Below are 13,879 nucleotides of genomic sequence, written 5' to 3' on the forward strand. Positions count from 1 at the left end.
TGCTGCGGATCTAGTGGTGGACCATAAGCTGCAGTTCTGGGATGCATTGATCCTCACTGCGGCAGCCGACGCAGGTTGCACGTTGCTGCTGTCCGAAGACATGCAAGACGGTTTCGTGACCCGCGGGCTGACGGTCGTCAATCCGCTGCGGGACAGCCTGAACACTAAACTTGCTGCGCTGCTTGAGGCGGCGCACTAAGCAGACTCTCCAGCCCACTGGTGTTTTTGCTCTTTTTGCAAGCTTCGAGGATGACGGACGAGGCTAGCATCCCATATGGGTACCGCGCTTTAATCAAATTTAGCGGCGTTTAAAGAGGGATAGTGAGGGCCCTGGCGCAACCTAGGGAGACCGGGGGAGCGTTGGCGCGTAGCAGCTCGAACTCGTTACGCGATGCGGCATCAGGTTAGAAGCCGCGCCTGACCGCCGACGAGAAACGCACGTTCATCGTCGCTGAGATCCTTGCTACGCCGAGTACCGCTCGAGGTGGTAGATTGCCGCCCGTCAAAAAGAGAAGGAGCCACGGGTTGGGCGCACCGATTTGCACGCTAGTGACCTGGATCCGAGCTTATTGAGGGCATAGCGAGGAAGGTACGCCAATCAACGGCTAGGTCCGTTACGCGAAGGCCGATTTGCTCCGCGACAAAGGTCGCCAGATGATGCCGTATCGCTCCCCGGTCCCGGATGATCTGCGCAAGCGTTGTGCCCGGATGCCGCAGCAGTGCCAGTTGCAGCGCTACGCCCAATCGGTTCCGTCGCTCCCGCCGCACGCCGAAATGTCCAGGTCCAAGGGCTCGAACGTATAGAGCCGGGCCAGTTGGCCATGGTCGGTCGGGATCGCCAGGACCTGATCGCGCTCATTCTCCGACAGGAGTTGATGCTTGCGCTTCATCATGCCGATGCCCGTCCACAAAGGCCATTCGAGCCTATGGACACCGATGAGTAAAGGGACATAGTATGTGGACGGATATGGATGGCATGGGACGCTCTCCAGACGACGGCACGCCGGTTTTTGCCACTGTGGCACTGACAGAACGCAAACTGATCATCGAGGTCAACAGTGCGGCCCGCGCAGAGCGAGCGATTGAGCAGATGCGTGAATGGCTGGGCGATTGTCTCGATGCAAACGCCGGCCCAACTTATGGCTGAGGAGGCCAAAGGCGGCCAGCAGAGCGAAGCGCTGGATATCCCACCCCACGAAATGGAGCGGATCAGGTGATTCGCCACATGGTGAACCTCGAGACGGTCAACACCTATGAAGGCGCGCACGACGTTCACGCGCTGATCCTGGGTCGCGCTATCACCGGCATCGCAGCTTTTTTCTGAGGTCGCCATGGATCGCGTCCAGATCGTCCACGAGAACTTCCTCACCAAGGTCGGCGGCGCCACGCTCCCGGCCGGCCGCGCGCCTGCGGGCCCGCTCAGCAATGCGCAGGCCGTGTCGATCTATCGCTCCGGCTGCCTGTCGCGCTCGCTCGACCGGATCAGCCGGGTCATGCAATCGAAGGGTGAGGGCTATTATACCATCGGCTCTTCCGGCCACGAGGGCATGGCCGCGGTCGCCGCAGCGCTGCGACCCTGCGACATGGCGTTCCTCCATTATCGCGACGCCGCATTTCAGATCGAGCGGGCGAACCAGGTGCCCGGCCAGTCGATCGCCTGGGATATGCTGCTCTCCTTCGCCTGTTCGTCGGAGGATCCGATCTCGGGTGGCCGCCATAAGGTGCTGGGTTCGAAAGCGCTCAATATACCGCCGCAGACCTCGACGATCGCGAGCCACCTGCCCAAGGCCATCGGTGCTGCCTATTCGATCGGCCTGGCCCGCCGCCGTCCGCCCGAACATCAGGCGCTCGACAATGATGCGATCGTGATGTGCTCCTTTGGCGACGCATCGGCCAACCACTCGACCGCTCAGGGCGCCTTCAACACGGCGCAATGGACCGCGTATCAGGGCGTCCCCATGCCGCTGCTCTTCGTCTGCGAGGATAATGGCATTGGCATCTCAACCAAGACTCCGAGAGGCTGGATCGCCGCCGGCTTCTCGCATCGCCCGGGGCTTCAATATTTCGCCTGTGACGGGCTCGACATCTACGATACGTATCGCGTCACGCTGGAGGCGGCGGAATTTGTCCGCACCCGGCGCAAGCCCGCCTTTCTCCATGTCCGCACTGTCCGCTTCTATGGACATGCCGGCGCCGATATGCCCACCACCTATTTGGCGCGCGAGGAGCTGGAGGCTGAGGAAGCCAATGATCCGCTTCTGCACGCCGTTCGCCTGATGGACGAGGCCGGCGCCCTCGCGCCGCCCGATGCGCTTGCGATCTACCAACAGACCGAGGAGCGCGTGGAGCGCATCGCTGCGGAAGCCGTCACCCGACCACGGTTGAAGACGGCGGCCGAGGTGATGGCTCATCTGATCCCGCCGCACCGGGCCTGCCAGCGCGTCAACGGCCCCTCGGCCGACACCCGCGCCGAAGCCTTTGGCGGTGACCTCAAGGCCATGGCGTCGCCGCAGACCATGTCGCGCCTGATCAATTGGGCGCTCACCGACCTGATGCTCGCGCATGGCGAAATCATTCTCATGGGCGAGGATGTCGGCCGCAAGGGCGGTGTCTATGGCGTCACCCAAAAACTGAGCGCGCGCTTTGGCCGGACCCGGGTGATCGACACGTTGCTCGATGAGCAGTCGATCCTCGGCCTGGGGATCGGCATGGCGCACAATGGTTTCCTGCCGATGCCGGAAATCCAGTTCCTCGCTTATCTTCACAATGCCGAGGACCAGCTCCGCGGCGAAGCGGCGACCCTCCCGTTCTTCTCCAAGGGCCAGTTCACCAATCCGATGGTCCTGCGGATCGCGGGGCTCGGCTATCAAAAGGGTTTCGGAGGCCACTTCCACAACGATAATTCGGTAGCGGTGCTGCGCGACATCCCGGGTCTCATCCTCGCTTGCCCGTCAAATGGCGCGGACGCCGCCATGATGCTACGCGAATGCGTGCGCCTAGCGCGGGAAGAGCAGCGGCTCGTCGTCTTTCTCGAGCCGATCGCGCTATATCCGATGCGCGATCTTCACGAGCCTGGGGATGGGGGCTGGCTCAACCTCTATCCCGACCCATCGGAACGCATCCCTTTCGGTCAGGTCGGCCGCCATGGCGATGGCGACGATCTTGCGCTCCTCACCTTCGGCAATGGCACCTATCTCAGCCGCCAGGCGCAAAAGCGGCTTGCAGGAGAAGGGATCGCTGCGCGTGTCATCGACATACGCTGGCTCTCGCCCTTGCCGGCGGCGAGCATTGTCGAAGCGCTCGGGGGCGCGCACAAGGTTTTGATCGTCGATGAGACCCGCCGTACGGGCGGCGTCGCCGAGGCGCTGATGGCGTTGCTCACAGAGCGCACGAATCTACCCCATACCCGGCTCACCGCCGAGGACAGCTTCATCGCGACTGGGCCCGCCTATGGCGCGACGATGCCGTCGGCCGACGACATCGTCACCGCCGCCCGCAAGCTCGTGCGGGGGGACGCGCAATGAAGGCCGTGGTCATTTGCCCGGGGCGGGGCACCTACAACAAAACCGAACTCGGCTATCTACAGCGCTATTTTCCCGACGCTGCCTTGCTGTCTCGCCTTGATGATCAGCGCCGCTGCGCCGCGCAGCCGACGCTCACCGAACTCGATCAGGCGGCGCGCTTCTCGATCGCTAGACATACGCGCGGAGACAATGCCTCTGCGCTGATCTTTGCCGCCACGCTTGGCGACTTCCTGTCGATCGACCGCAGCGCGATCGACATCGTTGCGGTGACCGGCAATTCGATGGGCTGGTATTCGGCGCTTGCCTGCGCCGGAGCGCTGTCGCCCCATGACGGGTTTCGCGTCGCCAATACTATGGGCACGCTCATGCAGCGATCACTGATTGGCGGCCAGCTCATCTATCCTTTCGTCGGCGAGGACTGGCACCCACAGCCCGAGCGCCGGGAAGCGTTGATTGATGCTGTTGAAGACATCGCAAGCCGACCCGGGCATGCGCTGTTCGTCTCGATCGAATTGGGCGGCATGCTGGTGCTCGCCGGCAACGAAGCCGGGCTCTCGGCCTTCGAAGCGGTCGCAGAACCGACCCAGCAGCGGTTTCCCTTGAGATTGGGCAATCATGCCGCGTTCCACACACGGCTAATGGCCCCGGTCGCCGAGCAGGGGCGCGACGCGCTGCCAGCCAGCTTGTTCGGCAATCCGGTTCTACCCCTTATTGATGGCCGCGGTGCGATCTGGTGGCCGGGGGCAACAGATCGCGACGCCCTTTACGCTTACACGCTGGGAACGCAGGTTACCGAAACCTACGACTTTACGCGCGCCATCACGATTGCGGCACGCGAGTTCGCGCCGGACCTTTTCATTATCACCGGGCCTGGAACGACGCTCGGAGGCGCTGTCGCGCAGTCGCTGATCCTGAGTGGCTGGCGCAACATGGCTAGCAAGGATGATTTCCGCGCGATTCAGACGACGCAGCCGCTGTTGATGTCGATGGGTATTCCAGAACAACGCGCGTCATCCACGGGCTTTAGGGAGGCGTAATCACCTTGGAGTCCTGCAGTTCTTCCGCACCGGCCGCAGTCGATCGGCGGCGGCCGACATCAATGCAAAATATGGCGGCGAGCCGGGCCTGAAGATCTACTCCCACCTGTCCGACCATTTCGCCTCGCTCGGATCGCGGATTATGTCGGCCACCGCTGGCGAGGCCCCTTATGTGCTCGACGGCCTGATGCTGGGCGCCGGTGCGCTGCCGCTGCATGAACATTACACCGATACCGGCGGCGCTACGGACCATGTCTTTGCCCTCTGCCATCTTCTCGGCTTCCGCTTCGTGCCCCGTCTGCGCGACAGTGCGGACAGGAAACTCGGCTCCATCGCCGTGCCCTCGACCTGCAAGGGCATCGAAAGCCTCATGGGGCGCACGATCAAGACCGCGGCGATCGAAGCCGATTGGGATGACATCGTCAGGATCGTCGCCTGTATCAAGGAGGGAGCCGTCGCGCCCTCCGCGATCCTGCGCAAGCTGGCCGCTTACAAACGCCAGAACAGGCTGGATTTCGCGCCGGCCGAACTCGGCCGCATCGAGCGGACGCTGTTCACGATCGACTGGCTGGAGCAGCCCGACTTACGCCGGGCCTGCCAGGCCGGCCTCAACAAGGGGGAAGCACGCCATACCCTCGCCGCCGCCATCTACACCAACCGGCAGGGTCGGTTCACGGACCGGTCGATCGAGAACCAGGAATATCGGGCATCGGGTCTGAACCTGCTGATCGCGGCGATAGCATATTGGAATACCATCTATCTGGACAGGGCCGCCCAGCACCTCACAACATCCGGCGTCCCTTTCAATGACGCGCTCCTCGCCCACCTTTCCCCAATGTGCTGGGCCCATATCAGCTTGACCGGAGACTATCTCTGGCAACGGGCAAAACCGCTCGCCCCCGGCGAATTCCGCGCCCTCGATATGGTCGCCTTGCTCATTGAAGAGAAGATCCACGGGGAGAACGGGCGAGCAGGCGATGACGAAGACCCGGCATGTTCAACTGATGTACCGTAGCGCGAGGAGTTGTCCGGCATGCTCTGCCGCAAGCGGCCGAGCGACTGCTCAAACTTCTCGGGCGATCTGCCAGGCATCGGGTTTATAGTAATTGCCGCAGTGCCAATCTTCGTTGGCGCGTTGAGGTAGCCGGACTCATCAAGCAAGACCGCACTGGCGGTGCCTCTACAGCAATGCTTGGCTACCCAAAGCGCGACACCGATGGTCCGTCCCTGTAAGCCGTAGAGAGAGCCTGCAATCAAATCGATCAATTGGAATAGATCTTGATATCCTTGACGAGCATGTCACCCGAACCGTCGCGATAATCTCCGTTCGTTTTCACTGCCACGTCCATGATCGGGTACCAGCGAAACCCGGCAAAGGGATTGACGGCTTGATAGGTTTCTTTGCCGTCGATGAACCAAGTTATATAATCGGGCTGAATATCCACGGCAAAGCTGTGAAACCCCTTGGTGAATCCACCAATGCCATAAACCTCGTCGGTGTTCATGAATATGCCCTGCTGGAAGGTGCGGTTGATATTAGCGCCTCCATGCAAGGTATTGGCTGTATAGCGATCAAAATCCCACCAACTCTCGAAACCAAATCCCTCGTAAATATCTATCTCGGGTGGCCAACCGGCCGTAGAGATAAGCCAGAAAGCCGGCCAGGAACCCCGCCGATCCGGCATTTTGGCAGTAAACTCATATTGACCATAGCCGATTTGGAGCGGCTTGCTGTTGTGGCCGCTGAGGACTACCGAGCCATAATTATAGAAAACGCCATTCCACTCCAGCGGCTGTTTAAGCTTCTGGGTATGCATCACAAGACCTTCATCCGTGTAGCGGAGCGGCGGCTCGATCCCAGCATCACGATATAGCCAACCGTCAAGATAAATCCCGGTTTCCTGATTGCCCGGCTGCGAACGGCCGTTCGGCAGTTTGGTCGACCAGGCCTTGTCATGACCTGCATCGGACCACTTCAGCGTGTCCCGGCTCATCCTCCACTGAAGCGTCCCACTCGGCGTGAAGATACGAGGCGCTCGGCCTTCTGTCTGTGTTGGCGTAGGTTCCTTCTGGAAGTCGCACTGCACATAGGCGCGATCGGTTCCCAACTTCCCGCCCCAAGGCGCCTCGACGAACCGGACGATGAAATCGGCCTGTGGAATCCCGAGGATGATCGGCACCTCTACCGTTTTTGTGAGGGGATCGCCGGGGCGGAAAATCACCGATTTATAGATGGGCTGGTAATTGACCCCGGCGACGCCTCTCACCAAGCCGGTGCCATCCTCGGTCATTACCCTGGCGATAATCGTGTTTGGGGTCGGCCGGTCGAGGGTAATCGGAACATGCGCCACGGTAGCACCAGGTTTATAAGTGGCTGGTCCAACCGACGCAGTGGCCTGCTCCGGATATCGCGTGCCGTTCGCAAAATCGAAGTCAGCGAAATTAGCCGTACCCAACGATGAGAATGATACCGTTGAGTTCGTCTCCGCGGCAGCCGCAGCGGCGTCGATCGCAGGGCGCAGAAAGTCGGCAGTTGTGAATTTTGCCTCCGATGCCTGCCTACCCGCGACCGCAGCCATCGACCGCGCGTCCCCTTTCAATTGATGGAAAAAGCTCGCGTTTGATGTCAAGCCCCACGCGCTGACACAAGCCAGGCAAAGGCATAGGAATAGAGCGTTCGAAAACGAACGCGAGAGTGTTGGTTTTTTCATGAGGCGACCCCTGTTGTCCTCTTTGGAGATTGACTGTTTTGTCGTTCCCTCCTTTCACCAGCGGGTATTGTGTGAGTCTATCCTATTGATTATCGCTGGTTTTTCTTGATCCCCAACGACCCATATACTCATATCGCCGGTTTCACGGCACGATTTGCCGCCGCAATATGCGTGTTGCGCCCGAGAAGGCGCGTCGATCGCGGAAGAGTGGCACGATCACCCACACAGCATGGTTAGTTCCAGGGACCGGCCAACCTGAATGGGCGCGATGTGCCCTATTCCTCACCCAACGAAAGTTTTACGCACGCTCAGCGTGAGACCTCGCATCACTAACACGGTGACTCACATGCTTGTTGTCGCAATTGGGCCATAGGGGCGGGGGAGTCGGCTGGCCAGGTTCGCGGCGGAAGCTAAACGGCATCCCGGCGAGAAGTTTCAGGCCCGTCCATCCGGCATTACAAAAAGTCACGCCTTCCAGCCCCATCTACGTTAAGATGGATTTGCCCGTCAAAATAGGACTCGATCCGGCACGATCTGCCGGAGAGGTATCGGCATGAAGGGCCCGAGCACGTTGCGGCATCCAACGCCGAGCGATGGCATGCTTGCCAATCCGCTCTCCCTTTGTCTCCGGCGAACCCTTTTTCTGAGCCTGCTGCTGCTCTCGGCGCCATGTGTGGCGGGGCCTTTCGAGGATGCCGCCGCGGCCTTTAAGCGCGGCGACTATGGAAATGCCATGCGCCTCTATCGCTCCCTAGCGGATCAGGGCGACGCGCGCGCCCAGAACAGCCTTGGCCGCATGTATCTTCGCGGGCAGGGAGCGAGCCGGGACTATAGGGAAGCGATAAAATGGTTTCGTCGGGCGGCCGCGCTGGGGATAGCGGACGCCCAATATAATCTGGGCGAAATCTATCTGCGGGAATATGGGGTCGAACAGGATATGGTGGAGGCCGCGCGTTGGTATACCCGGGCGGCTGAGCAGGGTCATGCCGCCGCCCAGTTCACCCTTGCCGTCCTCTACACGATCGGCCGGGGCGTCTCGAAAAATCAACCTAAGGCGGTCTATTGGTTCGATCGTGCTGCGACACAGGGCCATGCCGACGCACAGGTTGAATTGGGCATTCTTTACGGCACTGGCCGGGGCGTGCCCAAAGATGCGGTAACGGCTTACAGGTGGATCCTGCTGGGCCAGACCTACGCCCGCACCACGGCTCTCCGCACACGGGCGGCGCAGTCGCTCGGGCGCCTGTCCAGGGGCATGACGCCGACCCAGATTGCCGAAGCGCAGCGCCAGGCGCGCGAGTGGAAGGCTGTCCCGGCCAAGGGAGGGCGCTCATGATGCCCTTTTCCGACCCTCCCTCGATTGAGGATATGACTCCCGCCGAACCTAAACCGGCGATCGGCGGCACGCGTTATTGGTTTGCGATCATTGTTGCCGTCGCCAGTCTGGCTCTCACCTTCATCGCGTGGCGCTGGCTCTCGCAGGAGCAGAGCCAGTCGATCGAGACCGAATTCACGCTGGAAGCCGATCAGCGCGCCGAGGGGATCAAGCGGCAGTTTGCGGCGGAAACCAGCGTCGTCAAGGCGCTTCTGGCCTATTATCAGGGCTCCGACGATGTCAGCCGGGATGAGTTCGGCGCCTTTGCGAGAGTCTATCTAACCGGGCTTTCGAGCCTCGATTCCGTCCAGTGGGTGCCCTATGTGCCCGGCGGCGGCCGCGCCGAACATTTTCCCATTCTCTATGCGGAACCCTCGCTCGGCAGCGCAGGCCATATCATCGGCTTTGACTGGGGATCGGACCCGTTCGCGCAAGCGGCGATCCTGGCTGCGCGAAGCAGCGGGGAGATCAACGCGGCCGCCCATGTCAAATTGCCGCAGATGACCGATGACGCGCCGCGCATCGCGGTGTTCGCGCCCGTCTTCGACGGCGCGATCGAGGAGATGACTGTCGACCAGCGGCGTGCACATCTTAAGGGGTTAGTCGTGGCGGTGGTGCGGGTCGGAGATTTGATCCAGGGCGCCATCGATCTGATGCCGCGCCAGGGAGTCGACCTTTATCTGCTCGATTCAGCCGCCCCGTCGTCCCAGCGCGTGCTACTGTCGATCCTGTCGCCGGGCAGCGACAGGAAACGGCGCCCCGGCACCGGCGCCGAAATGGCGGGCGAACTTTTTCATTCCAGTTCGCTCGTGATCGGCGACAGCGTCTTCACCATCTACAGTGCGGCCACAAGCGCCTATGGCGCCAGGCGATTGACATCGACGCCGACCATCGCGCTCGCCGGCGGCCTGGCCGTGACCCTCATCCTGACGATCTACCTTATCTCGCTCGCCAATCAGCGGGCGCGTACCGAGCAGGTCGTAGCGCAGCGGACGGCGGAATTGCGCGGCCTCAACGCACGGCTCGAAGAACGGACCATGCAGCTTGTCACATCCGAAGCCGAGCTGCGCGCCGCCAAGGACAAGGCGGAAGAGGCGACGCGGGCCAAAAGCCAGTTCCTCGCCAATATGAGCCATGAGATTCGCACGCCGATGAACGGCGTGATCGGGGCCGCCGAACTGCTCGGCGACACGCCGCTGACGGCTCCCCAGCGCGAATATCTCTACATGGTCAGCCAATCGGCAGACGCGCTGCTCCACCTCATCAACGATATTCTCGATTTCTCCAAGATCGAGGCGGGTCGGCTCGAACTCGAACATGTCTCGTTCAATTTGCGCGATGAGCTGGCCGACACGCTGCAGTCCTTCGCCGCCCGCGCGACCGAGAAGGGCATCGAACTCGCCTGCCATGTCGCGCTTGACGTGCCCGACGCGCTGGAGGGTGACCCCTATCGGCTCCGGCAGGTGATCATCAACCTCGTCGGCAATGCGCTGCGCTTCACCGATCAGGGCGAGGTCGTCGTCGACATAGCGGTCGGCGCGAAGACCGATGAGGAAGCATTGCTCCGCGTTGCGGTGAGCGATACTGGCCCCGGCATCCCGCCCGACAAGCAGCAGCTGATCTTCCAGGCCTTCTCCCAGGCCGATTCCTCCTTCACCCGCCGGTATGGCGGCACGGGCCTCGGCCTCACCATCGCCGCGCAGCTTGTCCAGCTGATGGGCGGGCAGCTGCATCTGGACAGTGAGGTCGGGCGCGGCAGCCGTTTCCACTTCACGATCCCCTTCGCTCTGTCCGACGCCGCGCCGACCGGCCAGCCGGTCGAACAACCCACGCTGCTGGGATTGCCGGTGTTGGTGGTGGACGACAACGCCACCAATCGCCGCATCCTCGACGAGATGATCCGCGGCTGGGGGATGAAGCCGCTCGCGGTCGATAGTGGCCCCAAGGCCCTTGCCGCGCTTAAAAACGCCGCCGGGATCGGCCGCCCCTTCCGGCTGGTGCTGCTCGACATGATGATGCCCGGTATGGACGGCTTTGCAGTTGCTCGCGAGATCGCTGGTGACGAGGAGGCGGAGCGGCCAGCGGTGATCATGCTCTCCTCCGCGCGCAAGGACGAAATGGCCCGCCGTACCAAGGCGGTCGGCATTGCCTCCTTCCTGCTCAAGCCCGTGCGCCAGTCCGAATTGCTCGAAGCCATTTTTGCCGTGCTTAAGGTGACGGTGGCCGAGGAGAGCCATGCGCCCGAACCAGTGCCCGATCGCCAGACCCCGCTCCATGTGCTGGTGGCCGAGGACAATGCCGTCAACCAGCGCCTTGCGCTGCGGCTGCTCCAAAAGCGCGGGCATCGGGTGAAGATTGTCGGCAATGGCGCGCAGGCGATCCAGGCGCTGGCGCAGGACGATTTCGACGTGGTGCTGATGGATGTGCAGATGCCCGAAATGGACGGGTTCCAGGCTACGGCGGCGATCCGCGAACAGGAGAGCGCGTCGGGCAACCACATGCCGATCATCGCTATGACGGCGCATGCGATGCGCGGCGACCGCGAACGCTGCCTGGAGGCCGGCATGGACGATTACATCTCTAAGCCGCTCCGCGCTGAAGACTTTTATGCGGTGGTGGAAGGACGGTTCGCGGGTGCCGCGAAATTTCACAACAAGGAAGGGCCGGCGGGATGAACACGCTTCTTGATTGGACCAGGGCGCTCCAGAATGCCGATGGCGACGAGGAATTGCTGATCGAGCTGGCGGGGGTCTTCATCGATGAAGGACCCGAAATGATGCGGCAGGTCCGCGCCGCGATCGACGCCCAGGACGCGCACGAACTGCAACGCGCCGCGCACAGCCTGAAGGGTTCGGCCCATATCTTCGCCGCATCCGCCGCCACCGACGCCGCCTTCCGGCTCGAAGCCATGGGCGCGGAGGGCAATTTTAAGGACGCGGCGGATGGCTGGTCGATCCTGCGATTCGAGATCGACGGATTGCTCGCTGCGCTGAAGGAAAGGGTCGGCGGCCAGAGACCCGACCAGGCCCGGAATGAACATAATATATGAGCAAGGGTGAAAGGTCATGGCCAACCAACGCATCACCGTCCTGCTAGTCGAGGATAATCCGGTCTACTCCCGCCTGATCCAGAAGCTCCTTGCTAAATCGGAGCATCAGCATTTCGAAGTGGCCGTGGCAAGCACGCTGGAAAGCGCGATCGAGCGGCTGGCGGTGGGCGGCATCGATGTCGTGCTGCTCGACCTCATGCTGCCCGATAGCGCGGCGCTGGACACATTTTATCGGTTGCGCGCGCATGACATGCACACTCCCATCATCGTACAGAGTGCGATGGACGACGTCGGCCTCGCCAGCAAGGCGGTCGAGGGCGGGGCGGAGGATTATCTGCTCAAGGACGGCATCAGCAGTGCGTCGCTGACGCGATCGATCCATTATGCGATCGAGCGGACCCATGCGCGCGGGGCGGAATGGTCATCCTCGATGCTCCACCTCGCCCAGCAGCAGTTCCTCAAAGCCGCCTATATCACCGGGCTCGATCCCAATATCCGGCAACGCCTGCTCTTTCCGGAACGGACGCAGATTTGCGCCCTGCCATTCAAGCGCGATGGGACCGATCAGGTCGAAACCGTCTTTGCTTATCGGGTGCAGCATGTGCTGACGATGGGGCCGACCAAAGGGGGGCTTCGCTACCATCCCGACGTTAGCCTGGGCGAGGTGGCGGCGCTGTCGATGTGGATGACCTGGAAATGCGCACTGGCGAAACTGCCCTTCGGCGGCGCCAAGGGCGGGGTCCGGGTCGATCCCACCGCCCTTAGCAAGGATGAACTGGAACGGCTCACCCGGCGCTATACATCGGAATTCATCGGCATGATCGGTCCCGAAAAAGATATCCCAGCGCCCGACATGGGGACAGACGCGCAGGTCATGGCCTGGATCATGGACACCTATAGCGAACATGTCGGCTATTCGGTCCCCTCGGTGGTGACAGGTAAACCGGTGGTTCTTGGCGGGTCGCTGGGCCGTAATGAGGCGACCGGGCGGGGCCTTGCCTATCTGGTGAGCGAAACCTGCCGGCAGATCGGCCTCGACCTCAATCGCGCGACCGCCGTGGTCCAGGGCTTTGGCAATGTCGGCATGCATGCGGCCACTTTCTTGGCCGAGGCTGGTGCCAAGATCATCGGGATCAGCGATGTTAGTGTCGCACTGCATAATCCTGGCGGCCTACCGATCGACAAGCTGAAGGACTATGTCCGCCAGCATCGCCAGCTCTTCGGCTGTCCCTTTGGAGAGATCATCCCCAGCCGCGACCTGCTGGAATTGCAGTGCGACATCCTCGCGCCCTGCGCCCTGCAGAACCAGATAACCGCGGAAAACTCGTCACGGATCAATTGCAAGATCCTGGCCGAAGGGGCCAACGGCCCCACGACCTTGGAGGCGGACGACATGCTGGATGCGCGCGGGATCATCGTGCTCCCCGACATATTGACCAATGCCGGGGGGGTCGTCGTGTCCTATTTCGAATGGGTGCAGGGCCTGCAGAACCTTACCTGGCCGCTTGAAGAGATCAACAACCGCATGCGCGAGATATTGACCGACGCCCTGTCCCGCACGCAACGCCGCGCCCACGCGGAAAAGGTGGATCTGCGAACCGCTGCCATGATCGAGGCTTTGAGCCGGGTCGGCGCGGCCAATCATCTGCGCGGGCTTTTTCCCTGAATGACCTATCGGCCAGCCTTGAAGTTTGCCGCCGATCCAAATCGCCGCTGCAGCTGATTGCGGGCAAGCCGCCAAAGCGCCCGCGGGCGCATGAATGTGCGCCGCCTCGTCTCGTGATCCATGACCTCCATTAGGTCGCCGTGCCGGCCTTTTGGCTCGAAGGATAGCTGGAAAGTCCTGCTAAGCGCAAGCAGCACGTCCGCGCGTGCTTACCTCTTTCGCGATGGTTTTTGCTCGTTCATAAGTATCGCTTACCAACCAGTTCGACCCTGTGCGGACGGCTCTTGGTAAGGGTTTGGAGACTTTGCTCAGCTGGTTGGTGCGGCCATGTGTTCGACCCGTTTTAGCGGCTTTTTGATGCCGCCATGCGCAGGTTCGAATCCTGCCCCCCAACCACACATTCCGACATGACGAGGCACGTTCCCCCGGCTATCTGGAGCGAGCCCAGAATGGCGCGGTTCTGCGCGCTTTCACGTTCTGCTTTGAAATCTGTGGACCGCAGAGACGTGCTTTTCCG

General features: G+C 61.7%; 9 protein-coding genes and 2 pseudogenes. 9 read left to right on the top strand and 2 right to left on the bottom strand.

The annotated features are described in order from the left end of the window. Nucleotides 1-199, top strand: a 199-nt coding sequence (locus ACFO3E_RS15320; protein WP_465269440.1) for a PIN domain-containing protein, incomplete at its 5' end; no start/stop codon positions are given. 404 nt (nt 200-603) lie between these two features. On the opposite strand, the pseudogene ACFO3E_RS15325 reads toward ACFO3E_RS15320, so the two are convergent. Then, nucleotides 604-893: pseudogene (locus tag ACFO3E_RS15325) on the bottom strand (DUF4158 domain-containing protein); the annotation flags it as partial. A gap of 62 nt (nt 894-955) precedes the next feature. Between ACFO3E_RS15325 and ACFO3E_RS15330 the strand changes: the two are divergent. From ACFO3E_RS15330 to ACFO3E_RS15345, 4 genes and pseudogenes are all read left to right on the top strand, one after another. Then, the gene (locus ACFO3E_RS15330; protein ID WP_380805855.1) at nt 956-1,147 is read left to right on the top strand and encodes a hypothetical protein; all 192 of its coding nucleotides are present in this window, start codon (nt 956-958) and stop codon (nt 1,145-1,147) included. Nucleotides 1,148-1,331: 184 nt separating this feature from the next. After that, on the top strand, nt 1,332-3,524 hold the full coding sequence (locus ACFO3E_RS15335; RefSeq protein ID WP_380805857.1) for a thiamine pyrophosphate-dependent enzyme: 2,193 nt from the start codon (nt 1,332-1,334) through the stop codon (nt 3,522-3,524). After that, on the top strand, nt 3,521-4,561 hold the full coding sequence (locus ACFO3E_RS15340; RefSeq protein ID WP_380805860.1) for an ACP S-malonyltransferase: 1,041 nt from the start codon (nt 3,521-3,523) through the stop codon (nt 4,559-4,561). Before ACFO3E_RS15335 ends, ACFO3E_RS15340 begins: the two co-directional genes overlap by 4 nt. 16 nt (nt 4,562-4,577) lie before the next feature. Further along, nucleotides 4,578-5,483: pseudogene (locus ACFO3E_RS15345) on the top strand (Tn3 family transposase); the annotation flags it as partial. 340 nt (nt 5,484-5,823) lie between these two features. On the opposite strand, the gene ACFO3E_RS15350 reads toward ACFO3E_RS15345, so the two are convergent. Beyond that, nucleotides 5,824-7,140, bottom strand: coding sequence for a glycoside hydrolase family 16 protein (locus ACFO3E_RS15350; protein WP_380805861.1), 1,317 nt, complete (start codon nt 7,138-7,140; stop codon nt 5,824-5,826). Nucleotides 7,141-7,825: 685 nt separating this feature from the next. On the opposite strand from ACFO3E_RS15350, the gene ACFO3E_RS15355 reads away from it, so the two are divergent. Genes ACFO3E_RS15355 through ACFO3E_RS15370 form a run of 4 tightly spaced genes read left to right on the top strand, consistent with a single transcriptional unit; the run spans nt 7,826 to nt 13,362 of the window. Next, complete coding sequence (locus tag ACFO3E_RS15355; protein WP_380805864.1) at nt 7,826-8,608, top strand: tetratricopeptide repeat protein; 783 nt, start codon at nt 7,826-7,828, stop codon at nt 8,606-8,608. Beyond that, nucleotides 8,605-11,322 (top strand): response regulator, encoded by a 2,718-nt coding sequence (locus ACFO3E_RS15360; RefSeq protein WP_380805866.1) that lies wholly within the window; start codon nt 8,605-8,607, stop codon nt 11,320-11,322. The genes ACFO3E_RS15355 and ACFO3E_RS15360 overlap by 4 nt, the downstream gene beginning before the upstream one ends. Further along, entirely contained in the window at nt 11,319-11,696 is a 378-nt protein-coding gene (locus ACFO3E_RS15365; protein ID WP_066530161.1) for an Hpt domain-containing protein, read from the top strand. The genes ACFO3E_RS15360 and ACFO3E_RS15365 overlap by 4 nt, the downstream gene beginning before the upstream one ends. A 16-nt stretch (nt 11,697-11,712) precedes the next feature. Next, entirely contained in the window at nt 11,713-13,362 is a 1,650-nt protein-coding gene (locus ACFO3E_RS15370; protein ID WP_380805868.1) for a Glu/Leu/Phe/Val dehydrogenase dimerization domain-containing protein, read from the top strand. Nucleotides 13,363-13,879: the final 517 nt, after the last annotated feature.

Source organism: Sphingobium tyrosinilyticum, assembly GCF_042654265.1.
Classification (GTDB): domain Bacteria; phylum Pseudomonadota; class Alphaproteobacteria; order Sphingomonadales; family Sphingomonadaceae; genus Sphingobium; species Sphingobium tyrosinilyticum.

What these genes read in the sequence shown, in the direction of transcription:
- ACFO3E_RS15360 (WP_380805866.1), top strand. Translation starts at nt 8,605, where the DNA reads ATGATGCCCTTTTCCGACCCTCCCTCGATTGAGGATATGACTCCCGCC.
- ACFO3E_RS15340 (WP_380805860.1), top strand. Translation starts at nt 3,521, where the DNA reads ATGAAGGCCGTGGTCATTTGCCCGGGGCGGGGCACCTACAACAAAACC.
- ACFO3E_RS15355 (WP_380805864.1), top strand. Translation starts at nt 7,826, where the DNA reads ATGAAGGGCCCGAGCACGTTGCGGCATCCAACGCCGAGCGATGGCATG.
- ACFO3E_RS15365 (WP_066530161.1), top strand. Translation starts at nt 11,319, where the DNA reads ATGAACACGCTTCTTGATTGGACCAGGGCGCTCCAGAATGCCGATGGC.
- ACFO3E_RS15370 (WP_380805868.1), top strand. Translation starts at nt 11,713, where the DNA reads ATGGCCAACCAACGCATCACCGTCCTGCTAGTCGAGGATAATCCGGTC.
- ACFO3E_RS15350 (WP_380805861.1), bottom strand. Translation starts at nt 7,140, where the DNA reads ATGGCTGCGGTCGCGGGTAGGCAGGCATCGGAGGCAAAATTCACAACT.
- ACFO3E_RS15335 (WP_380805857.1), top strand. Translation starts at nt 1,332, where the DNA reads ATGGATCGCGTCCAGATCGTCCACGAGAACTTCCTCACCAAGGTCGGC.
- ACFO3E_RS15330 (WP_380805855.1), top strand. Translation starts at nt 956, where the DNA reads ATGTGGACGGATATGGATGGCATGGGACGCTCTCCAGACGACGGCACG.